This window comes from Streptomyces sp. NPDC104307 (genome assembly GCF_055584045.1).
In genome coordinates, this window is the sequence record NZ_JBVJMU010000016.1 from 75,336 (window position 1) to 98,013 (window position 22,678).

Annotated in this window: 18 protein-coding genes; 6 read left to right on the top strand and 12 right to left on the bottom strand. The window is 72.4% G+C overall.

Translation table 11 applies throughout. The annotated features are described in order from the left end of the window. Positions 1-36: 36 nt before the first annotated feature. The 7 genes from ACZ601_RS30705 to mce all read right to left on the bottom strand — a co-directional run bounded on the left by ACZ601_RS30705 (position 37) and on the right by mce (position 9,840). Positions 37-927, bottom strand: a complete 891-nt coding sequence (locus ACZ601_RS30705) for an ABC transporter permease (RefSeq protein ID WP_440579477.1) — start codon at positions 925-927, stop codon at positions 37-39. Then, entirely contained in the window at positions 924-2,153 is a 1,230-nt protein-coding gene (locus ACZ601_RS30710) for an ABC transporter ATP-binding protein (RefSeq protein WP_469544171.1), read from the bottom strand. Before ACZ601_RS30710 ends, ACZ601_RS30705 begins: the two co-directional genes overlap by 4 nt. A 179-nt stretch (positions 2,154-2,332) precedes the next feature. Continuing rightward, entirely contained in the window at positions 2,333-3,112 is a 780-nt protein-coding gene (locus tag ACZ601_RS30715) for an ABC transporter permease (RefSeq protein WP_073736863.1), read from the bottom strand. Positions 3,113-3,117: 5 nt separating this feature from the next. After that, positions 3,118-4,155 carry an ATP-binding cassette domain-containing protein gene (locus ACZ601_RS30720; protein ID WP_440577499.1) on the bottom strand — a complete coding sequence of 346 codons (1,038 nt, stop codon included), beginning with the start codon at positions 4,153-4,155 and terminating at the stop codon, positions 3,118-3,120. A 120-nt stretch (positions 4,156-4,275) separates the two neighbouring features. Further along, a complete protein-coding gene (locus tag ACZ601_RS30725; protein WP_073736861.1) occupies positions 4,276-5,214 on the bottom strand; it encodes a coiled-coil domain-containing protein in 939 nt (312 codons plus the stop codon). 188 nt (positions 5,215-5,402) lie between these two features. After that, positions 5,403-9,185 carry a polarized growth protein Scy gene (gene scy / locus ACZ601_RS30730; protein WP_469544176.1) on the bottom strand — a complete coding sequence of 1,261 codons (3,783 nt, stop codon included), beginning with the start codon at positions 9,183-9,185 and terminating at the stop codon, positions 5,403-5,405. 226 nt (positions 9,186-9,411) lie between these two features. Further along, on the bottom strand, positions 9,412-9,840 hold the full coding sequence (mce, locus tag ACZ601_RS30735) for a methylmalonyl-CoA epimerase (protein ID WP_024490861.1): 429 nt from the start codon (positions 9,838-9,840) through the stop codon (positions 9,412-9,414). A gap of 134 nt (positions 9,841-9,974) precedes the next feature. Between mce and ACZ601_RS30740 the strand changes: the two genes are divergently transcribed. The 4 genes from ACZ601_RS30740 (at position 9,975) to ACZ601_RS30755 (ending at position 17,169) form a co-directional block, all read left to right on the top strand. Continuing rightward, on the top strand, positions 9,975-11,177 hold the full coding sequence (locus tag ACZ601_RS30740) for an acetyl-CoA C-acetyltransferase (protein ID WP_440577496.1): 1,203 nt from the start codon (positions 9,975-9,977) through the stop codon (positions 11,175-11,177). Between the two features lie 49 nt (positions 11,178-11,226). Then, a complete protein-coding gene (gene meaB, locus ACZ601_RS30745) occupies positions 11,227-12,186 on the top strand; it encodes a methylmalonyl Co-A mutase-associated GTPase MeaB (protein WP_440577501.1) in 960 nt (319 codons plus the stop codon). Positions 12,187-12,469: 283 nt separating this feature from the next. Next, positions 12,470-14,938: a serine/threonine-protein kinase gene (locus ACZ601_RS30750; RefSeq protein ID WP_469544181.1), complete on the top strand. Its 2,469-nt coding sequence runs from the start codon at positions 12,470-12,472 to the stop codon at positions 14,936-14,938. After that, positions 14,935-17,169: a protein kinase domain-containing protein gene (locus ACZ601_RS30755; RefSeq protein WP_469544183.1), complete on the top strand. Its 2,235-nt coding sequence runs from the start codon at positions 14,935-14,937 to the stop codon at positions 17,167-17,169. Before ACZ601_RS30750 ends, ACZ601_RS30755 begins: the two co-directional genes overlap by 4 nt. A 20-nt stretch (positions 17,170-17,189) precedes the next feature. On the opposite strand, the gene ACZ601_RS30760 is transcribed toward ACZ601_RS30755, so the two are convergent. Continuing rightward, a complete protein-coding gene (locus tag ACZ601_RS30760; RefSeq protein ID WP_469544184.1) occupies positions 17,190-17,786 on the bottom strand; it encodes a PepSY domain-containing protein in 597 nt (198 codons plus the stop codon). A 119-nt stretch (positions 17,787-17,905) separates the two neighbouring features. Between ACZ601_RS30760 and ACZ601_RS30765 the strand changes: the two genes are divergently transcribed. Beyond that, entirely contained in the window at positions 17,906-18,565 is a 660-nt protein-coding gene (locus ACZ601_RS30765; protein WP_311303162.1) for a response regulator transcription factor, read from the top strand. After that, positions 18,562-20,007: a sensor histidine kinase gene (locus tag ACZ601_RS30770; protein WP_469544187.1), complete on the top strand. Its 1,446-nt coding sequence runs from the start codon at positions 18,562-18,564 to the stop codon at positions 20,005-20,007. The genes ACZ601_RS30765 and ACZ601_RS30770 overlap by 4 nt, the downstream gene beginning before the upstream one ends. A gap of 28 nt (positions 20,008-20,035) precedes the next feature. Here ACZ601_RS30770 and ACZ601_RS30775 read toward each other — a convergent pair whose 3' ends face one another. The 4 genes from ACZ601_RS30775 to ACZ601_RS30790 all read right to left on the bottom strand — a co-directional run bounded on the left by ACZ601_RS30775 (position 20,036) and on the right by ACZ601_RS30790 (position 22,671). Further along, positions 20,036-20,506 (bottom strand): MarR family winged helix-turn-helix transcriptional regulator, encoded by a 471-nt coding sequence (locus ACZ601_RS30775; RefSeq protein ID WP_469544189.1) that lies wholly within the window; start codon positions 20,504-20,506, stop codon positions 20,036-20,038. Between the two features lie 124 nt (positions 20,507-20,630). Continuing rightward, complete coding sequence (locus ACZ601_RS30780) at positions 20,631-21,392, bottom strand: AIM24 family protein (RefSeq protein WP_469544191.1); 762 nt, start codon at positions 21,390-21,392, stop codon at positions 20,631-20,633. Continuing rightward, positions 21,389-22,039: an AIM24 family protein gene (locus tag ACZ601_RS30785; RefSeq protein WP_440576902.1), complete on the bottom strand. Its 651-nt coding sequence runs from the start codon at positions 22,037-22,039 to the stop codon at positions 21,389-21,391. The genes ACZ601_RS30780 and ACZ601_RS30785 overlap by 4 nt, the downstream gene beginning before the upstream one ends. Then, positions 22,039-22,671 (bottom strand): AIM24 family protein, encoded by a 633-nt coding sequence (locus tag ACZ601_RS30790; RefSeq protein ID WP_311307676.1) that lies wholly within the window; start codon positions 22,669-22,671, stop codon positions 22,039-22,041. The genes ACZ601_RS30785 and ACZ601_RS30790 overlap by 1 nt, the downstream gene beginning before the upstream one ends. Positions 22,672-22,678: the final 7 nt, after the last annotated feature.

Below are 22,678 nucleotides of genomic sequence, written 5' to 3' on the forward strand. Positions count from 1 at the left end.
CGCGGCACCGGGGCGGTGGCCGGTCAGACGTCGGGGTCAGACGTCGCGGCGGCTCATCGCGAGGTAGGCGCCGCCCATGGCCACTGCGGTCACCACGAGAATGATCCACAGCGGTTCCCAGCCGGACGGGCCGGATTCGGTGACAGAGGCGTCGTAGAAGTTGCTGAGCTGGTTGGGGATCGAGTACTCCAGGAGCCACCTCTGGACCCTCGCGAGCGATTCCGCGAACATGAAGATCGCCAGCACGAGCGGGAGCAGCACCACGCCGATCATGACCGTGATCGCGCCCGCCGAGTGCCGGATCAGCGCACCGATCGCCAGCGAGAGCAGCCCCAGCGTCGCGATGTAGAGGCCCACGCCGACCGTGCTGCGCAGCCAGTCGGAGCCGCTGGGGGCGTCGGCATCCAGGATGGCCGTCTGGAGCACCGCGACGATCGAGGTCATCACGGTCGTCAGGACGAAGGTGAGCAGGAAGAAGACGAGGGCCTTCGCACCGAGCACCCGGCCGGGGCTGGGGCAGGCCGTCATCGTCGTGCGGATCATCCCGGTGCCGTACTCGGAGGCGATCGTCATCACGCCGAGCGTGATCACGCAGATCGAGCCGAGCAGAACGCCGAAGAAGCCGAGGCTGAGCACCGGGGTGGAGCCCAGATCGGTGTCGGAGGCGTCGACCGCGATCGCGGAGAGCAGGCCGACGACGAGCAGCAGCACGATCTGGACACCGAGCGTCCACAGCGTCGAGCGGACCGAACGGATCTTGGTCCACTCCGAGGCGATCGCGTCGGCGAGGGTGGCCCGGCGCACCGGGATCGGCGAGGTGTAGAAGCCGGCCCCGGCGTTCTGCTGCGGTGCGGGCGGCTGCTGGTACGCCTGCTGCTGGAACGGTGCCTGCTGGAACGGCGTCTGCGGCGTGGACGGCGTTGTCATCGGGGGTCCTCGCTGGTGTCGCGCGCGGTCAGGTCTGCTGGAGCCGCGGCGGGCGCTGCCGGGGCGGGAGCGGCTGGGGCGGGGGCAGGGGTGCTCGGGGCGGGCGGCGCCACCGGGGCCTGGGCGGGGGCGTGGGGCGCCGCGCCGACCGGTGCGGGGGCTGTCGCGTACGGGTTGTCCCCGGGCGGCGGCGGGGCGTACCAGCCCTGCTGCGGTACGTCGGGGACGGCGGGCTGCGGCGGGGCGTACCCGGGGTGCTGCCCGTATCCCATCCCCGGCGGGGGCGGTTGCAGCCCCGCCTTCTGGTCCGCCGTCGAGCGGTAGTCCACGGCGCCCTGCGTCATCCGCATGTACGCCTCCTCCAGCGAGGCCTGGTGCGGCGAGAGCTCCCACAGCCGTACGTCCGAGTCATGGGCGAGATCGCTGATCCGGGGCAGGGCGAGCCCGGTGATCCGCAGGGCGCCGTCCGGCTCCGGCATCACCTGGCCGCCCGCCTCCGTGAGGGTGGCGGTGAGCTTCTCCCGCTGCTCGGACCCGTTGTCCTGGACCCGGACCCGGGCGAAGTCGGCCGAGTTGGCCGAGATGAAGTCGGTGATGCTCATATCGGCCATCAGCTGGCCCCGGCCGATCACGATCAGGTGGTCGGCGGTGAGCGCCATCTCGCTCATGAGGTGGCTGGAGACGAAGACCGTACGGCCCTCCGACGCCAGCATCTTCATCAGATTGCGGACCCAGAGGATGCCCTCCGGGTCGAGGCCGTTGACCGGCTCGTCGAAGAGCAGCACCTGCGGGTCGCCCAGCAGCGCGGCCGCGATGCCGAGCCGCTGCCCCATGCCGAGCGAGAAGCCCTTGGAACGCTTGCGGGCGACGTTCTGGAGGCCGACGACCCCGAGCACCTCGTCGACCCGGGCGGCCGGGATACCGGCGAGCTGGGCGAGCGAAAGCAGGTGGTTGCGGGCGCTGCGGCCGCCGTGCACCGCCTTGGCGTCCAGCAGGGCACCCACCTGACGCGGCGCGTTCGGCAGGCTGCGGTAGGCGTGGCCACCGATCGTCACGCTGCCCGCGGTCGGCCGGTCCAGGCCGAGGATCATGCGCATGGTGGTCGATTTGCCGGACCCGTTGGGACCGAGGAATCCGGTGACGGTGCCCGGCCGCACCTGGAAGGAAAGGTTGTACACGGCCGTCTTCGCGCCATAGCGCTTGGTCAGGCCGACTGCCTCGATCATGCTCCAGCCCCATCGACTTATCTGTCGTCGGGGCCCAGGCCGTCCGGCCGCACGCCCCCGTAAGAGTTAGGAGGATAACCAGGCCTTTACGGTTCCGGCCAAGCCGTTGCGGGCGGCGAGTCCCCGGCGGAGGCCGCGGACCGGGGTCCGCGGCCTCCGCCGGTGCCAGGGGGCTGTCGTCAGGCGTCCCGCTTCTTGAGTACGAGGAAGCCGCCGATCACCGCGGCCGCCACCCAGGCCACCATGATCAGCAGCCCGGCCCACGGCCCGTAGGGCGCCGGGTCGCTGTTCATCGCGTCCGGCACCACCTGCATGATCTTGGAACCGGCCTGGTCGGGAAAGTACCGGGCGACGCTCTTGGCGCCCGGTACGGCCGACAGGATCTGCGAGACCAGGAAGAAGAACGGCATCAGGATGCCGAGCGACAGCATCGAGCTGCGCAGCATCGTCGCCACCGCCATGGAGAAGAGCGCGATCAGCCCCATGTAGAGGCCGCCGCCGACCACCGCCCGCAGCACGTTGTCCGCGCCGATGTCCGTGCCGTGGTCACCCAGCAGGGCCTGGCCGAGGAAGAACGTCACGAAACTGGTGGCCAGGCCGACCACCAGTGCCAGCACCGTGGCCACCAGCATCTTGCTGAAGAGGAACGTGGCGCGTTGCGGCACGGCCGCCAGCGAGGCGCGGATCATGCCGGAGCTGTACTCCGTACCGACCACCAGGACACCGAAGACCACCATCGCCAGCTGGCCGAGAATCATCCCGGAGAAACTGACGAAGGTCGGGTCGAAGGTGGCCCGTTCCGCGTCGGAGAGGTCGTTGAACTGGGAGTTCATCACCGCACAGAGCGCGGCGCCCATCGCGACGGTGACGACGAACGCCGAGATCAGCGTCCAGGTGGTAGAGGAGACCGTACGGATCTTGGTCCATTCGGAGGTCAGGACCGCGGGTACCGATGCCATCGTCGTCACGCCCCCTTGCCGGTGCCGGACCCGCCGGGAGCCCCGGGAGTGCTGTCGGGAGGCCCGGGGGTGGAGCCGGGCGGCTGATTCCACTGGTCGCCCCAGTGCGGTCCCACCGGCGGCGGCGCGGCTCCTCGTTCCGAGTGCGCGTGGTACTCCACGGAGTCCGCCGTCATCTGCATGAACGCCTCCTCCAGCGAGGCCCGCTGGGAACTCAGCTCATGCAGCACGATGGAGTGCCGGGCGGCGAGCTCGCCCAGGTCCTCCGAGGTCGCGCCGTCGACCTCCAGCGTGCCGTTGCCCGACTCGATGACGACGACGCCCTCCGCGTGCAGGACGTCGCGCAGCCGCTCCTGCTCCGGCGAGCGGAGCCGTACGTAGCTGCGGGAGTTCTGGTGGATGAAGTCGGCCATCGAGGTGTCGGCCAGCAGCTTCCCCTGGCCGATCACGATCAGGTGATCCGCCGTCAGCGCCATCTCGCTCATCAGGTGCGAGGAGACGAAGATCGTCCGGCCTTCCGAGGCGAGCGTCTTCATCAGATTGCGGATCCAGTGGATGCCCTCCGGGTCCAGACCGTTGACGGGCTCGTCGAACATCAGGATCTCGGGATCACCGAGCAGCGCCGCGGCGATGCCGAGGCGCTGGCCCATACCGAGGGAGAAGCCCTTGGACTTCTTCTTGGACACCGCGGTCAGGCCGACCGTGTCCAGCACCTCTGTCACCCGGCTCTGCGGGATGCGGTTGCTCTGTGCGAGACAGAGCAGGTTGTTGTACGCGCTGCGGCCGCCGTGCATCGACTTGGCTTCGAGCAGCGCGCCGATGTACTTGAGGGGTTCTTCCAGGTCGCGGTAGTGCTTGCCGTCGATGCGCACGGATCCGCTGGTCGGGTTGTCGAGATCGAGCATCATCCGCATCGTGGTGGACTTGCCCGCCCCGTTGGGTCCCAGAAAACCCGTCACCATTCCCGGTCTGATCCGGCAGGACAACTGGTCGACGGCGACCTTGCGGCCGTATCGCTTGGTGAGGCCATCCAGCTCGATCATGCGTTCACGCTAGAACGGCCGCGCGCCCGGCGCCACCAGAAAGGCGGAACCGGGCGCGTCGGACTCGTACCGGCCGGTGCGTCGGGGGACCACCGGCCGTTGCCGCGTTGCTTCCTGGCGTCAGCGGGTCTGCTGGGCCGGGACGCCGCGCGAGGCGGGCTCCTCGTCGGCGGGGGTGCCGGCGGCGGCCACCGCGGCACCGGTCAGCGTCGCCAGCATCTCGCGGACGTTGGTCAGCTGCGCGTTGATCGAGTCGCGGCGGTTGGTGAGCGCCGCCAGCTCGCGCTCCGACTCGCTGCGGATCCGGTCGGCCTTGGCGTTCGCGTCGGCCACGATGTCCTCGGACTGGCGCTGCGCGGTCTCCACCGTCTGACGGGCCCGGCGCTCGGCGTCCGTGCGGAGCTTCTCGGCCTCCAGGCGGAGCTGCTCGGCGCGGTGCTCGATCTCGGCCAGACGCTTCTCGGCCTTGGCCTGACGGGACGCGAGGTCGCGCTCCGACTGGTCGCGGCGCTTGGCCAGGTTGGTCTCGAAGTCCGCGGCGGCCTGGGCGGCCTTGGCGCGGGTCTCCTCGAAGAGCGCGTCGGCCTCCTCGCGCTTCTGCGCGGCGTCCTTCTGCGCGTCCGAGCGGAGCGTGGTGGCCTCGCCCTTGGCCTTCTCGACGATGCGGACGCCGTCGTCCTCGGCCTTGGCCTTGCGCTCGGAAGCGAACGTCTCGGCGTCGTTGCGGACCTGCTGGGCGGCGGACTCGGCCAGCTCGCGGTGCTGCTCGGCGGCGCGACGGGCCTCTTCTCGCAGGTCCTTCGCCTCCTCCTCGGCCAGGCGCAGAATCTTCTCCACGCGCGCTCCGAGACCGGCGTACGACGGCTCTGCGTCGTTCACCTGGGCCTGGGCGTTCTGCGTTTCGAGGTGCAGTTCCTCGATGCGCTTTTCCAGAGACGTGATGCGGGCAAGAGCACTATCACGGTCGGCGACGAGCTTGGTAATGCGGTCATCCACCTGACCGCGGTCGTAACCACGCCGCACGAGCTCGAAGCCGAAGGGGGAGGAAGGGTCACTCATGGGGTTCCTGTCGAAGTAAGACCGGTGAGGTGATAGAGGGAATCCTAGGGGCCCGGACGGCGTGTCATCGAGCAGATGCCTGTTTGATCTGGAGAATGACACCCCTTTTGAGTGGCTAACCCGCGCAAGCCTTGCCACTCGGAGGGCTGAACGTCCATGCCGGACCGCGGAAGCCCGCCGGACACGTCCTACCCATCGGACGGCTTGCCACTCGAACGAGTGCCCGCTGTCGCGCCTGCCTTGACGCTGTCGGCTCCCTTACCGCCCGCCGCGGGGGTCTCGAAAGACTCCAACGCCTCCAGTACGTCCTGGACACGGGAGATCTCCGTGTTGATGTCCGCGCGCCGGCGTACCAGCACGTCGAGTTCGTGCCGGCCCTCCTCCACCGTCCGCTTGGCCTCGGCCTCCGCGTCGGACCGCAGCTTCTCCGCCTCGCGCACCAGGCTGGCCTTCTTCTGCTCGGCCTCCTTGAGCAGCGACTCGGCCCGCTTCACGGCGGCGATCCGGACCTTGCTCGCCTCCGAATTCGCGTCAGCCAGCAGCTCCTTGGCCTTCTCCGCCGCTTCCTCGCGCTGCTCGGTCGCCGCCCTCATCAGGTTGTCGACGCGCTCGCCGGCCGTCTTCATCTGCTCGGAGGTCTCCCGCCGGGCCCGGTCGTGCAGCTCCTCGATCTCGCTCTCCAGGCGGGTCCTGAGCTCCTCGGCCCGCTCCCGGATCGCGGTGGCATCCCGGCGCGCGCCGACCAGCAGCTCGTCCGCGTCCGTCCGGGCCCGCTCCACCAGGGAGTTGCCCTCGACGGTGGCGTCGGAGGTGATCCGGACCGCCTCGTTGCGAGCCGCTCCGACCATCGTGTCGGACTGCTCCTCGGCCTCGGTGGCGGCGCGGAGCGCCTCCTCCTGGGCCTTGTTGATCAGCTGGTCGGCCTGGGCCGCGGCATCGGCCCGGCGCTTCGAGGCCGATTCGCGGGCCTCGTCCAGCAGCCGGTCCGCCTCCTGGCGGGCCTCGGCACGCAGCTGCTCGGCCGCCGCCTCCGCGTCGCTCCGCAGCCGCTCCGACTCCTCGCGGGTCCGGGCCGCGTGCTCCTGCGCGGAACCGACGGTGGCTGCCGCCTCCGCCCGCAGCCGCTCCGACTCGGCCGCCGCCTCTTCGCCGATCCGGGCCGCCTGCTGCGCCGCCTCCGTACGGACGCGCTCGCTCTCCGCGGTCGCCTCCGACATCAGACGGTCGGCCTGGACCGCCGCCTCCGAGCGCATCCGGTTGGCGTCCTCGCGGGCCTCGGCCCGGCTGCGCGCCGCGTCCTGCTCGGCGGAGGCCAGCGCGTCGGACGCCTCGGTCCGCATCCGCTGGCTGTACTCCGCGGTGTCGGAGCGCAGCTTCTCGGACTCCGTGATCGCGTCGGAGACCGTCCGCTCGGCCATCGCCTTGGCGGCCTCGGTCTCCTCGTTCGCGACCGAGCGGATCCGGGAGGCGTCCTCACCGGCCCGCTCCCGCTCGGCATGCGCGTCGGCGCGGAGCCGGTCCGCCTCCGCCTGCGCCTCGGACTTCGTCCGCTCCGCGACGTGCTCCGCGGTGGAGCGCAGCCCGGCGATCTCCGCCTCCGCCTGCTCCTGGAGCCCGCTGACCGCGTCCCGCACCTGCTGGGCGGTCTGCTCGGCGGCGGAGACCATCTCGGTCGCCCGGCCGTCCGCCTCCTCGACCAGCCGCTGGGCCTCTGCCTGCGCTTCCTCGACCCGCTTGCGGGCGGAGGCGAGGAGCTCCTCGCTCTGCTCGCGGGCCCGCTCGCGCTCCTGGTCCGCCTCGCCGCGCGCCGCGTCGAGCGTCTCCTGAGCCTCGCGGCGGCGCCGGTTCGCCTCCTCCTGGGCGGCGGCCAGCGCCTCGGCGGCCTCCGTGCCCACCCGCTCCGCGGCGGCCGAGGCCTCCGAGCGCACCCGGTCGGCACTCTCCTGCGCCTCGGTCTTGAGCCGCTCCGCCTCCGCGGCCGCCTCGCTCCGCAGCCGTACGGCGACGGACTCGCCCTCCGCACGGGACTGCGAGGAGTCGGCGGCGGCCTCGTCGCGCAGCCGCTGGGCCTCGGCCTCCGCCTGCTCCTGGAGGGTGCGCAGCCGCTCGGCGGCCTCGGACCGCAGCCGCTCCGACTCCTCGTTCGCCTCGCGCCGGACGCGCTCCGCGTCGGTGCGCGCCTCGCTCAGTGCCTGCTCGGCGGCGGTGACCCTGGTCTCGGCCTCCGTGTGCAGCCGGGTCAGCTCCTCGGCCGCCTCCGCCTGCCGCGCGGCGACGGTGCGCTCCGTCTCCTCGCGCAGCTCCGTCGCGGACTGCTCGGCGGCGGTCGTCGTCGCCTCCACCAGCTCCTCGGCCTCGGCACGCAGCGTCTCCGCCTCGGCGTGGGCCCGCTCCAGGGCCTCCTCCGCCTGCTTCTTCAGCGTCGCCGCGCGCTCAGTGGCCTCGGTGCGGACCCGCTCGCTCTCGGTGCCGGCGGCGCCGCGCAGCTCCTCCGCGTCGGCCTTCGCCTTGGCGAGGAGCTCCTCCGCGGTCTTCGCGCCCTCCTCGATCTGCTGGACGGCCTCCCGGCGGGCCTCGCCGCGGATCCGCTCGCCCTCCGCGACGGCCTCCGAGCGCAGCTGCTCGGCCTCGCCGCGCAGCCGGCGCGCCTCCTCCTGGAGCTCGACCGTCTTGGCCCGGTACTCCTTGGTGTCGTCCTTGGCCGCGCCCTTGAGCTGGTCGGCCTGCTCGCTGGCCTCGCCGCGCAGCCGGTCGGCCTCCGCCTCGGCCTCGTGGCGGATCCGGTCGGCCTCCTCGCTCGCCGCGCGGGTGGTCGACTTCGCGTCGTCCGACGCCTTGGTCAGCACCTCCTCCGCGGCGCGGGCCGCCTTGGCGAGCTGGGCCGCGGCGTCCTCCGCGGCGGCGGTGCGGGCGTCGTCGGCGGCCTCGGAGCGGAGCCGGTCCGCCTCCGCGCGGGCGTCGGCGAGCGCCTGCTCGGCCTCCGCCTTCAGCGATTCGGCGTCCTTGGTGGCCTCGCCGACCAGCCGGGCGATCTCCGACTTGGCGGTACGGGTGCGCTGCTCGTTCTGCGACTCGGCGCCGGCCAGCCGCTTGACCGCGGACTCCTTGGCCTCCGAGAGGACCTTCTCGGCCTCCACCCGGGCCTCGCGCAGCTGCGTCTCGGCCTCCTGCACGCGCTGCTCGGCCGTCCGGTTCAGCTCGGCGGTCTGCTGCCGGGTCTGCTCGGTCTCCGCCGTCGTGGACGTACGCAGCTGCTCGGCGTGGGTGGTCGCCTCCTGCGCCTGGCTGGACGCGGCGTTCAGCATCCGCTCGGCGTCCTTGCGGGCCCGCAGCAGGATCGACTCGGCCTCGGAGCGGGCGGACTCCGCCTCCGAGCCCAGCCGCTGCCGCGTCTCGTCAGCCAGCCGGTTGGTCTCCGCGCGGGCGGCGGCCAGTGCCTGCTCGGCCTCGGCCCGCGACTCCTCCAGCAGCCGGCGGGCCTGGGACTCGGTCCTGGCCCGCAGCTGCTCGGCCCACGCGACGTTCTCGTTGACATGGGACTCGACGGTCTGGCGGCGCTCCGCCAGCTCCTGGTCGAGCCGCTGGCGCCGCTGCACGGCCTCGTTGTGCAGCTCGGCCTGGAGCCGCGCCTGGTGCTCGGCGTGCTCCTGGAGGATCCGCTGCGTCTGCGCACGGGCGTCGCGCAGTTCGCGCTCGGCGTCGGTGCGCAGCTGTTCGGCCTGGACCTGGGCGTTACGGAGCAACTGCTCCGCCTGGTAGCCGATGTCCGCGCTGTCGTACGCGGGACGGGTCGCCAGACTGCGGCGGGCCTCGTGCAGCTTGGCGCGCAAGACCTCGACCTGGTAACCGAGGTCCTCGGCGTGCTGGACGGCCTTCTCCCGGTCGGTCTTCAGCCGGTCCATCTCGGCCTCGAACCGCGAGAGATGGTCGTCTTCAGCCCGGTGGCTCTCCTGGCGTTCGTAGCCCCGCACTGCGCGGTCCCATCCTTCCCCGAGCTCTCAACTCTGTTCGAGTCTGTTCGAGCAGGGGAGACCCCAACCCTGGTCGCAAACTCCGCACGAGTACCGTCCGCCGGCGAACGGTCCCCCCGGGGAATGGTGACAGATCAACGGCTGAGGACGCGGCGCGGCCCCGACCCGGCCCCGGCCCGGAACAGCCCACTCTACCGGGCCGGGTATCCCTGAGAAGATGTTGTCGTCAGTGCTCTGCCCTGGACGTGACCAGTTCGGTGAGGACACCGTGGCAGTCCTTGGGGTGCAGGAAGGTGATCCGGGACCCCATCGAACCCGTCCTGGGCTCGTCGTACAGCACCCTGACACCCTTCTCCCGGATGTCCGCGGCGTCCGCGTCCACGTCGGCCGTACCGAAGGCGATGTGGTGCACGCCCTCGCCGTTCTTGGCCAGCCATTTGCCTACGGCGGAGTCCTCGCGCACCGGTTCCAGCAGCTGGAGGTAGGAGGCGCCGCCGTCCGACGTCTCATTGATCTTGAGCATGGCTTCGCGTACGCCCTGCTCCTCGTTGACTTCGGTGTGGAAGACCTCGAACCCGTAGGTCGAGCGGTAGAACTCGACGGTGGCGTCGAGGTCGAAACAGGCGATCCCGATGTGGTCGATTCGCGTCAGCATGGAAACAGTGCAGCGCTCTGCGGGCGGTTACGCAACGTGCGCGCGATCACACTCGCGGCCGGATGACTGGTGGGGTACCGCTCAGTACATTCAAGTAAACCCTCGTTCACTTCTATTCCAAGGGGCTGCGCCTCATGTCAGGAACGACCGGTACGACTTCTGTGATCGTCGCGGGCGCCCGTACGCCCATGGGCCGTCTCCTCGGCTCGCTGAAGAGCTTCTCCGGGGCCGACCTCGGCGGCTTCGCCATCAAGGCCGCGCTGGAGCGGGCCGGTATCGGCGGCGACCAGGTCGAGTACGTGATCATGGGTCAGGTGCTGCAGGCCGGGGCGGGGCAGATCCCGGCACGGCAGGCCGCGGTCAAGGCCGGCATCCCGTTGAGCGTCCCGGCGCTCACCGTCAACAAGGTGTGCCTCTCCGGGCTCGACGCCATCGCGCTGGCCGACCAGCTGATCCGCGCGGGCGAGTTCGACATCGTCGTGGCCGGCGGCCAGGAGTCCATGACGAACGCTCCCCACCTGCTCCCGAAGTCGCGCGAGGGCCACAAGTACGGCGCGATCGAGATGCTCGACTCGATGGCGTACGACGGCCTGACCGACGCCTACGAGAACATCCCGATGGGCGAGTCCACCGAGAAGCACAACACCCGCCTCGGACTGGACCGCGCCGCCCAGGACGAGATCGGCGCCCAGTCCCACCAGCGGGCCGCCGCCGCCCAGAAGAACGGGCTGTTCGAGGCCGAGATCACCCCGGTCGAGATCCCGCAGCGCAAGGGCGACCCGGTCCTCTTCGCCAAGGACGAGGGCATCCGCCCCGAGACGACCGCCGAGTCGCTCGGCAAGCTGCGCCCCGCCTTCGCCAAGGACGGCACGATCACCGCCGGCACCTCCTCGCAGATCTCCGACGGCGCCGCCGCCGTCGTCGTCATGAGCAAGGCGAAGGCCGAGGCGCTCGGCCTCGACTGGATCGCGGAGATCGGCGCCCACGGCAATGTGGCGGGCCCGGACAACTCGCTCCAGTCCCAGCCGTCCAACGCGATCCGGCACGCCCTCAAGAAGGAGGGCATCGGCGTCGAGGACCTCGACCTCATCGAGATCAACGAGGCGTTCGCGGCCGTCGCCGTCCAGTCCATGAAGGACCTCGGCGTGACCTCGGACAAGGTCAACGTCAACGGCGGCGCCATCGCGCTCGGTCACCCGATCGGGATGTCCGGCGCCCGGGTGGTGCTGCACCTGGCGCTGGAGCTGAAGCGGCGCGGCGGCGGCACCGGGGCGGCGGCGCTGTGCGGCGGCGGCGGTCAGGGCGACGCGCTGATCCTCCGCGTTCCGGGCAAGTAGCGGGCAGTACGCAGAACACGCAGTGAGCGAGCGAGTGAACGGAGCGGTGATGGTGGACGTCCCCACCCTGGTGGAGCAGGCCCGCGAGGGCAGGCCCCGGGCCGTGGCCCGGCTGATCTCCCTGGTGGAGGGGGCGTCGCCACAGCTGCGCGAGGTGATGGCGGCCCTGGCGCCGCTGGCGGGTAACGCCTACGTCGTCGGCCTGACCGGCTCACCCGGTGTCGGCAAGTCGACATCGACCTCCGCGCTCGTCTCCGCGTACCGGCGGCAGGGCAAGCGGGTCGCCGTCCTCGCCGTCGACCCGTCCTCACCGTTCTCCGGCGGCGCGCTCCTCGGTGACCGGGTCCGGATGTCGGACCACGCCTCCGATCCGGGGGTCTACATCCGCTCCATGGCCACCCGGGGTCACCTGGGCGGACTCGCCTGGTCGGCCCCGCAGGCGATCCGGGTGCTGGACGCGGCGGGCTGCGACGTGATCCTGGTGGAGACCGTGGGCGTCGGCCAGTCGGAGGTGGAGATCGCCTCCCAGGCCGACACCTCCGTCGTCCTGCTCGCCCCCGGCATGGGCGACGGAATCCAGGCGGCCAAGGCCGGGATCCTGGAGATCGGCGACGTGTACGTGGTCAACAAGGCCGACCGGGACGGCGCGGACGCCACCGCCCGCGAGCTGAACCACATGCTGGGTCTCGGGGAGTCCCGGGGCCCCGGCGACTGGCGGCCGCCGATCGTGAAGACGGTCGCCGCCCGGGGCGAGGGCATCGACGAGGTCGTCGAGGCGCTGGAGAAGCACCGGGCGTGGATGGAGGAGCACGGGGTGCTCGCGGAGCGCCGGGCCTCCCGCGCCGCCCGCGAGGTCGAGACGATCGCGGTCACCCGGCTCCGCGAACGCATCGGGGACCTGCACGGCGACCGGCGCCTCGGCGCCCTCGCGGAACGCATCGTCGCGGGCCGGCTCGACCCGTACACGGCGGCGGACGAACTGGTGGCGGGACTGACCGGGGAGGCTTGATCGGACCGGGAGCCCTCCCCGGTTCCGGCGCGGCGTGCGGGCCGCACCGGAACCGGGGGTGCCGCACCGGAACCGGGGAGTGCCGCACCGGAACCGGGGAGGGCCGCACCGAAACGGGGGAGTGCCGCACCCGGACCTGGCGCGTTCCGCGCCGCAGGGCTGATAACGCGTCAGTCATGCGGCGGGAGTGCGCCGTTCGCGTCCTTCCGCCCTGCCGCACCCGCCCCGTACGTGACACGATTGCCGCCGGTCACGTGTCATGCGCGCCAGGGGGGAGCGACACATGCTGAGTCCGCTGCGGGAGGACTCGCCCAGACGGATCGGCCCGTACGCGATACGGGCCCGGCTCGGGGCGGGCGGCATGGGCGAGGTCTTCCTCGGGGACCGGGACGACGGGTCCGGCCCGGCCGCCGTCAAGACCGTCCGCCGCGACGTGGCCCGGGACCCCGGCTTCCGCAGCCGCTTCCGCCGCGAGATCACCGTCGCCCGGTCCGTCACCGGCCCCCGCCTCGCCCCGCTGCTCGACGGGGACGCCGACGCCGAAGTGCCCTGGCTCGCCACCGAGTACGTCGCCGGGCCCACCCTGTCCGCCGCCGTCCGGGGCGCGGGCGCGATGGGCGAGGCCGAGGTCCGGATGCTGGGCGCCGGACTGGCCCTGGCCCTGGCGGCCGTCCACGCGGCGGGCATCGTCCACCGCGATGTGAAACCCGGCAACGTGATGCTCGCCGCCGACGGGCCACGCCTCATCGACTTCGGGATCGCCCGGGACCCCGGCGGCACCCCGCTCACCACCACCAGCCGGATGGTGGGCAGCCCCGCCTTCATGTCCCCGGAACACGTGGCGGGCAGCGGACGCGTCGTACCGGCCTCCGACATCTTCTGCCTCGCCTCCGTGCTCTGCTTCGCCGCCACCGGCCGCGACCCGTTCGGGGACGGCCCCGTCGCCGCCGTCCTGTACCGGGTCAAGTACGTCGAGGCCGACCTGGCGGAGGTACCGGCGGGGCTGCGCGCCGTCCTGGAGGAGTGCCTGACCGCAGAGCCGGCCGCCCGCCCCACCGCCGCCGCGCTGGCCGCCCTGCTCGCCCCCGGCGCCGCCGAGGGATGGCCCGCCCCGGTGACGGGACAGATCGCGGAGTACGAACGGGAGCTGGCCAGGGTCGGCGCGCTGGACGGACCGCTGCTGCCCGGATACACGCCCACGGAGGCGGCCACCGGCAGCCGGGAGGCGCCCCGCCACCCCACGGTGGCGACGGACTTCGTGCTGCGCCCGCCCCAGGAGCCCGCACCCGCCCAGGAGCCCGCACCCGCCCCGGAGCCGGCCACGCCTCCCCGCTCCCGGCGGCGCCGGAACCTCCTGGCCGCCCTCGCCGCGCTCGTCCTCCTCGGAGGCGCGACCGGAGCGCTGCTGGCCCTGCGCGAGGGCGCCCAGGGCGGTGAAGACCGGAAGGAGCCGGCCGAGGTGCTCGCCGGCATCGACGCCCAGGGCGGCCGGGAGGGCTCGGGCACCGTTCCGTACGGCCGTGACGTCCGCCCGGCCGGGTGGCACACCTGGCAGGGCAAGGTGACCGGGGTCCCGTTCGGCTGCGCGGCGGGCCGGGACGTGCTGGTCTGCCGCACCACGGCCGGCTCCTACGAGGCGCTCTCGCCGTCCGACGGAAAGAAGCTGTGGGACTACTCGGCCCGGCTGGACGCCGATGAGGTCGGCGCCCGGATCAGCCCCACGGGGCAGGTCTTCATGCCGTCCGGATCGACCCGGCCCGCCGTCTACGGCGATTCTGTGCTGCTCGCCACCGGGGACCGGATCGTCTCGCTGGACTCCCGTACCGGCAAGCCCCGTTGGGAGACCCGCGCCGGATCGACGCACGGCTTCGAGAGCGCGCCGCTGGTCGCCGACGGGCTGGTCTTCGCGGACATCGGCCCCGTACCGGAAGGCGCCCGGGTGGCCGCGTTCGACCTCGCCACCGGCAAGGAGCAGTGGCGCAAACCGCTGGTGGGCGACAACCTCGCGAAGGTCGACGAGTACGACTTCTGGCCGCTCACCACCAGGGACGGCGTGCTCTACCTGCGCGGCCAGGACGGACTGCGCGCCCTGCGCACCGGGGACGGCGCCGAACTCGGCCGCAGGGAGGAGGGGCAGGACTCCCGGTGCTACGACGCGCTGATCCGGGCCCCGCACGTCTACTGCGCCGCGTACACCTACTCGGACGACGGCCCGCACATGGCCGTCCAGCGGCTCCGCATCCCCTCGCTCGCGTCCGACGGGGAGATTCCGCTGCCGGACGCGGTCACCGACGATGCCGCCCTCGCCGCCGTCGACGACCACGTGGCCGTCCTGGTCCGCACCGGCCTGCCCTGGGCGGAGGACGACATCGACCCGGAGATCGTCCTGGCGGGCCGGGACAACGGAAAGATCCTCGCCCGCTACCCGCTGGACCGGCGGTCCTTCAGTGACCCCATCAACGCCGTCTCGCCCCCCGTGATCGTCGCGGACACCCTGGTGTGGGCGGACAGCACCAGCCTGTACAGCGTCGCCCTGCACGGCACGGGGAAGCCCGGCCCGCTGCGCAGGACCGCGCTCAAGGGCGCTCCGGGGCCGGAGGCCCGCAAGGAGTACGACACGCTCCAGTGGGGCGTCGTGCTGTCCGAAGAGGTGCTGCCGCCGGAGGTGCTGCCGGTCGGCGGGGCCGTCTACGTCATCCAGCACGGCGGCAAGGTGTTCTCCGTCCCGCTGCCCGGCGCGTCCGCCTCATGATCGAACGGCCGGCCCCCGGCACCCGGACCCGGATCGGGCCCTACCGCGTCCTCGGCCTGCTCGGCACGGGCGGCATGGGCGAGGTGTACCTGGCGCGGCCCGCCGGGGTGCCCGACGGGGCGCTCGTCGCACTGAAGACCGTACGGCTCGAACTCGACCTGGACGACGGGTTCCGGGTCCGGTTCCGGCGGGAGATCCAGGCGGCGGCCGCCGTGCGCAGCCCCCGCACCGCCGCGTTCCTCGGGGGCGACGCGAGCAGCCGGACGCCCTGGCTCGCCACCGAGTACGTCCCCGGCCCCTCGCTCGCGGAGGCGGTGACCCGGGACGGGCCGCTGCCGGAGCCGGTGGTCAGGGCCATGGGCGCGGGACTGGCCCTGGCGCTCGCGGACATGCACGCCGTGCGGGTGCTGCACCGCGACCTGAAGCCGGGCAACGTGCTCCTGGGCCCCGACGGACCCAAGGTGATCGACTTCGGCATCGCCCAGGCCTTCGACGCCACCCAGCTGACCCGTACCGGTGTCGTGGTCGGCAGCCCCGGCTACATCTCGCCCGAGCACGTCAACGGCTCGGCGGCGCTGGTGCCCGCGTCCGACGTGTTCTGCCTGGGCGCGGTGCTGGCGTTCGCGGCGGCGGGGCGCGGTCCGTTCGACGACTCCGACATGGCGGCGGTGATCTTCCGGATCGCCCGGGGTGACGCCGAACTCTCCGGTGTGCCACCGCTGTTGCGCGAGGTGGTCTCCCGGTGCCTGGACGCACGGCCCGAGCGGCGCCCCGACTCACGGGAACTGGCTGCGCTGCTGCTCCCGGAGGGGCCCGTGGCCCCGTTCCCCTGGACGGCGGGGGTACGGGAGCAGCAGGCCGACTACGGGCGGGCGGCCAGGGAGTGCGCCGACTCGGCTCCGGCCGAGTCCGGCCCCGCGCCCTACGCGGCACCGCCGCTGCCGCCCGGCCCGCCGCCCCTCGCCTTCCCCCTTCCGGAGGTGGCCGGCGGGACGGGCGGTCCGCGCCGGGCGCCCCAGCTGGTCCTGGCGGCCGTGGCGGTCACGGTCTGCCTGCTGCTGGGCTACCTGCTCTGGCCGGACCCGCCTGCCGGTGGCGGCGGCCCGGGAAGCGGTGCCCGGTCCTCGGGTCCGGGCACCGGTCCCTCGCACGCCGCAGAGACCGTCGGCGTCCGCGCGGTTCCCCGGGCCGACAGCGGCCGCACGGGCGACTTCGGCAAGGCCGCGACCGATGAGTCCGTCCGGCCCGCCGGCTGGAAGGCGTGGAAGTCCACTGTCCAGGGCGGCACGGGCGACTGCGGCTACGCGGAGTCGGCCCTGCTGTGCGGCGGGACGAAGGGGCTCACCGCGCTCGACGCGGCCGACGGCAAGAAGCGCTGGCGGGTCCCGGAGAGCGCCGCCGGGGCCGTCGTCGCCGGCTTCACGAAGGGGACCGTGTACGCGTTCGTCGGCCAGGCACTGGTCGGCTACCGGATCACGGACGGCGAGGAGCGGTGGCGCGCGAAACTGCCTGCCGGGCACACCGGTTCGGCCGCCGTCCAGGACGGCGACACCCTCTTCTACGTCACCGCGGGCGGTTCGCCCGGCACCGGCAGGCTGGCCGCCCGCAGGCTGACCGGCGACCGGGGCGAACTGTGGCACAAGCCCTACGACGGGACCCGGCCCGTCCTGGTCGCCGACGACGGGCGGCTGGTCGTGGTCGCGGGAGACACCCGGATCGTCGACGCGGCGACGGGCGCCGTGAAGGAGCGGCTGTCACCGAACGACTTCCCGTGCCGGGATCCGGTGCTCAGGGGGCGCGTGCTGGTCTGCCGGGCGGCGTCGGGCACGGGCCTCGCCGCCATGAACGACGTGGACCGGCCCGGGGAGCACCGGATCATCGCCGCAGGGATCACGGTCCGGGGCCCGGTGGCGCTGACCGACGACGGAACCGTGGTGGTCAACGACGACGAGAGCCTGCGCGCCTTCTCCGTGGCCGGCGATGTCCCGAAATGGCCCACGGACCGGTTCGCGGACGGGGGCGGCACGCCCTCGGTCGCCGGGGACCTGGTCCTCGCGGCCACGCGCGGGGGCGTCGCCACGTACCGGCGGACGGACGGGGAGCTGGAGAACAGCACCAGCTACACCGGCGTCCCCTATCCGCCCAAGGACTCACCGCAGCTGCTGGCCGTCGGTGACGTCGTGTTCCTCGGCTTCCGCGACGGCACGGTCGTCTCCGGCTACGTGCCCTGAGGCGTAGGGGCGGCGGCCGCTCAGTCGTCGTCCCCGTCGTCGTCCCCGTGGTCGCTGTCCGGCCGGTCCACCGTGACCTTCGCCGTCTTCGCGTCCACGTTCCGCTCGTGCTTCGCGCCGTCCTTGCCCCGGATGTCGACCTCCCAGTGCACTGCCCGGCCGCCGCGTCCGTCGTGGTCCTCCAGCTCGACGGAGGTCACCGTGCCGGGCACGGAGCCGAGCGCGGCCCGGACCGCCTCGTCGAGCGTCACGGCGGTCCTGCGGGGGGCGTGCCGGTCGCCGTCGTCGTCGATGTCGACGTGCTTGCCGATCACCTTGCCGCTGCCCGGGTCCACCGTCACGTCGTGCCAGGCCCGGTCCGAGCCGTACACATCGAGCTCCCAGACGAGCCGGCCGTCCTCCTCGTCGAGTTCGGCCTCCGTCACCGTGCCGGGGACGGCCCGGACGGCGGCCCCGGCCGCGTCCCCGACGGTGACGCGGGCGCTGTCCCGGCTCGCCGTGCCGCTCGTTCCGTTCGTTCCGCCCGTCGAGCCGCTGCCCGCAAGGGCGACGGCGGTGGCCCCGCCGCCGGCCAGAACGGCGGCGGTGACGGTGGCGATGACGATCTTCCGCTTCATGAGGGGTCCTCCCCGATCGGATGGTCCGTTGCGACGGGATCCACCCTGCCGGGGTGATGCTGAACGCAGCCTGAAGCCACCTGAAGCCGTCTTCAGCTCCGGTTTGCGAGGCTGTGCGCATGCGCCTGTTGATCGTGGAGGACGAGAAGCGGCTGGCGATCTCCCTGGCCCGGGGGCTCACCGCCGAGGGATTCGCCGTGGACGTCGTGCACGACGGGCTCGAAGGGCTGCACCGGGCCTCGGAGGGCGCCTACGACCTGGTCGTCCTGGACATCATGCTGCCGGGGATGAACGGCTACCGGGTCTGCGCCGCCCTGCGCGCCGCCGGCCACGAGGTGCCCATCCTGATGCTGACGGCGAAGGACGGGGAGTACGACGAGGCGGAGGGGCTGGACACCGGCGCCGACGACTACCTCACCAAGCCGTTCAGCTACGTGGTGCTGGTCGCCCGGGTCCGCGCACTGCTGCGCCGGCGCGGCGGCTCCGCCTCGCCCGTGGTCACCGTCGGCGCCCTGCGGATGGACACCGCCGCACGCCGGATCCACCTCGGCGGGGACGAGATCGTGCTCACCACCAAGGAGTTCGCCGTGCTCGAACAACTCGCGCTGCGGGCCGGGCAGGTGGTGAGCAAGGCGGAGATCCTGGAGCACGTCTGGGACTTCGCCTACGACGGCGACCCGAACATCGTCGAGGTGTACGTCAGCACCCTGCGCCGCAAGCTCGGCGCGGCCGCCATCCGCACGGTGCGCGGCGCCGGATACCGGCTGGAGGCACTGTGAGATCGGTACGGGCCAGGGCGGCGCTCGGTGCCACGGTGGTCGTCGCCCTCGCCCTCGTCGCCGCCGGGCTGGCCGCCCTGCTGGTCCTGCGCGCCAACCTCACCGACCAGGCGGGCCTCCAGGCCGAGGTGGCGGCCCGCGAGACCGCGGGGCAGCTGGCCCTCGACGTCCCGTACGACAAGCTGGAGACGGGCGACGAGGAGGACCACCCGGTCCAGGTGACCGACGAGGACGGGCGGGTGGTCGCCGTCTCCGAGGACCTGGAGGCGATCTCCGGCACCGGCACGGACCGGGTCACTCCGCAGTCCTCGCCCGCCGCCCCGGAGAAGGGTGACGACGACGGTGACCGCGACGACGACGATGACGAGGGCGCAGACCCCGGCCGGGGCGAGGTCTCCACCGATGAGCCGGACTTCAGCAACGGCACCGCCACCGTCGACGGCGACCGCGCCGACTACCGGTTCGCCTCCGTCGAGGCGACGGACTCCGCCGGGCTGACCCTGACCGTCCACGCCGGAGCCCCGCTCGCCGCGGAGCAGCGGGCCGTCGCGAGCGTGCGCGCCGCGATGCTGGCCGCGCTCCCCGTCGTGCTGCTCGTCGTCGCGGGGGTGACCTGGCTGGTGACCCGGCGGGCGCTCCGCCCGGTCGAGGACATCCGGCGCGAGATGGCGGCGATCACCGCCTCTGAGGATCTCGGCAGGCGGGTGCCGGAGCCCGGCTCGCGCGACGAGGTCGCCCGGCTGGCCCGTACCACCAACGAGACGCTCACCGCGCTGGAGTCCTCCGTCGACCGGCAGCGCCGCTTCGTCGCGGACGCCTCGCACGAGCTGCGCTCCCCGATCGCCTCGCTCCGCACCCAGCTGGAGGTGGGCGCCGCGCACCCGGAGCTGCTGGATGTGGAGGGCGCGGTGGCCGACACCGTACGGCTCCAGGTGCTGGCCGCCGATCTGCTGCTGCTGGCCCGGCTGGACGCGGGGGAGCGGCCCGGGAACGCGCGGCTGGAGCCGGCCGCGCTGGTGCGCGAGGAGGTCGCGCAGCGCACCGGTGACCGGATTCCGGTGGCGGTGGTGGTGTCGGCGCCCGAGCCCGGCGGGCTCGAAGTGACCGGTTCACGCGGTCAGCTGGCCCGGGTGATCGGCAATCTGCTGGACAACGCCCAGCGGCACGCGGTGAGTTCGGTGGCCGTCGAGGTGCGGGCGGCACCCGGTGGCGTGGTCGTCGCGGTCACGGACGACGGGGCCGGGGTGCCGGAGGCGGAGCGGATGCGGATCTTCGAGCGCTTCGTGCGGCTCGACGACGCCCGCGCCCGCGACGACGGCGGGGCCGGTCTCGGCCTCGCCATCGCCCGCGATGTGGCCACCAGGCACGGGGGCCGGCTGACCGTGGCCGGTGCGGGGGAGCGCGGCGCCCGGTTCGAGCTGTGGCTGCCGGTCTCGCGCTGAGCGCCGCCCCCGGTGGTGTCGAGCTGTGTCAGCCGCGGCGCGCGCGCAGGTGGTCCGCGACCGGGGCGAGGGCCGCGTGCAGCTGCTCCAGCGCCTCCGGGGTCAGCAGGTCCATGAAGTGCTTGCGCACCGATGCCACGTGGTGCGGTGCCACCTTCCGCATCGTCTCGGCGCCGGTCTCGGTGAGGACCGCGTACAGCCCGCGCCGGTCGGACTCGCAGTTCTCCCGGCGGACCAGGCCCGCGCTCTCCATGCGGGTGACCTGGTGCGAGAGCCTGCTCTTGGACTGCAGGGTGGCGGTGGCGAGATCACTCATCCGCAGCCGCTGGTCCTGCGACTCCGAGAGGTTGACGAGGATCTCGTAGTCGTTGTTGGTCAGGCCGAACGGCTGGAGGTCCTTCTCCAGCTGGTGCATCAGCAGCCTGCTGACATCCAGGTGGGTGCGCCAGGCGCACTGCTCCGCGTTGCTCAGCCAGCGGGTGGCCGTCTCGGTCTCCATATATGGATTCTACCTAAGAAGTTGAAATCCGGACGAAGTTAGTTGGTGTGACGCCCGGCACGCGCCGGCCGGGTCCCGCGAGTGAGGTGCGGACGGTTCGGCGTCACACTGCGCAGAGTACCGTTCACAAACCGAAGCGCCGTTGGAGGTCCCCGAGCTGGCCTGGGGTGCGGGGACTGGACCCAGGTTGACCCCCGCCCGGAACACCCGGCTGCTGCGGCACCGTCCCGGTCGGCTGCTCGGCCATCAGTACCTCGGTGGACTGGAGCAGCACCGTACCCGCGCCCACGAACTCGAACTGGTGCTCCTCGCCGGAGGCGCCGCCGATCCCGGTGAACGCCCGAATCCCGCCCAGCACGCCCCGCATATAGCCGTGGTCGTAGTGGTGGCAGGGCGAGGGGCAGTCCGCCCAGCCCACCAGCGCCTGCGGATCGACCCGCAGCGGCGGCTCCATGAAGACCACCGGACCGTTGGACGCGGCGACGAACTTCCCGGTGCCGATCAGCGTCAGGAAACCCGGCACGATCGACTGCTTCAACGCCAGCGTCGGCTGGTAGGCCAGCAGATTGCCGGACCGGATCGTGAGGTTCCCGTCCTCCAGGTCGTAGGAGTTCACATCGAACGCCCGGTCCGCGAGCAGCATCTTCCCGCTGCCCTCCGCCACCACCCAGTCACTCGCGTGCAGCGGCGAGTGGAAGCTCGTACGGACCAGCCGCTCGAAGCGGCCGTGCCCGATGCCGTTGAACTCGATCCGCCCGTAATAGGCGATCATCTTGCCCTTCTGCAGGAACCACTGGCTCCCCTTGAGCTCCACACAGAAGGTGTACGCGTTGACGTTGTCGTCCGACGGCAGTGTCATCGGATCGAAGACCACGGGCGTGCTCACAGCTTCTCCTCCGACGCCTGGACGTACACCGCACCACTGCCGCTCAGCTCCAGCTGGAACCCCTCGCCGGAGCCGCGCCCCACCATCTCGCGCCAGCCGAGCGCGGTGGAGAGCTTGTTGCGGACATCGCCGTGGTGGGCGACGTACGCCTGCGGGTCCACGTGCACCTCGCGGCCCGGCGTGATCGGCAGCTCGATCACCCCGCCGTGCGCCATCACCGCCACCGCGCCGTGCCCCTTGAGCGTCGTGGTGAACAGGCCCTGGCCGCTCACCTGGCCGCGCACCATGCCCATCACGCCGCCCTGCGAGCCCATGAACATCGTGCCCTGCTGGAGCGCGCCGTCGAAGGCGAGCAGCCGGTCGGCCTCCACGTAGAGGGTGTCCCCGGACAGGTTGATCACCTGGATGTGGTGGCCGCCGTGACCGAACATCACGGTGCCGTTTCCCTCGACCGTCATCAGCGGGGTCGCCTCGTTCGCCACCCGTCGGCCGATCATCGACATCACGCCGCCCTGACCGCCCTGGATGTTCGGGGTGAAGGACACCTCGCCCCGGTAGGCCAGCATCGCGCCGCGCTGGCTGAACATCTTCTGGCCGGGGACCACCGTCGCCTCGACCATCTTCGAGTTGATCTCGCGGAACGGCATCAGAGATCGCCCCCGATCGTGTTCCGCTCACTGGGCTGGACGTAGACGAGTCCCTCGCCCTCGAAGCGGATCTGGAAGGACTCGCCGGACCCCTCGCCCATCAGCGTCCGGAAGTTCACCCCGGACTGGAAGTGCTGCTGGAGGCTGCCCTGGTGGGCGATGTAGGCGCCGGGGTCGACGAAGAGCGGGTACTGGGCGGAGACCCGCAGGGCCACGGCGGAGCCGTCCGACATGATCGCCGCCTGGCCGGTCCCCTCGACGGTGGTGGTGAACAGGCCGTTGCCCGTCCCGCCGCCGCGCAGCCCGGTGAAGGTGGTGCCGGTCCGCAGCCCGGCATCGGTGCAGAGCAGATTGCTCGCCTCGACGTGCAGCTTCTCGCCGCGCAGCGAGACGAGGCTGATGTCGCTCGCCCGGTCCGCGAAGTAGCAGGTGCCCTCGCCCTTCACCTCCATCACGGCCATCTGCTCGCCGGTCAGCCGACGGGTCACCATGCCGCGCAGCCCCTCACCGCCGCCGGTCATCTTCTTGAACGCCATCCGGCCGTCGTACGCGACCATCGAGCCGTTCTTCGCCTTGACGGCGTCGCCGGTCAGGTCGACGGCGAGCGTCTTGCTGCCTTGGAGTCGGAACATTGCCACG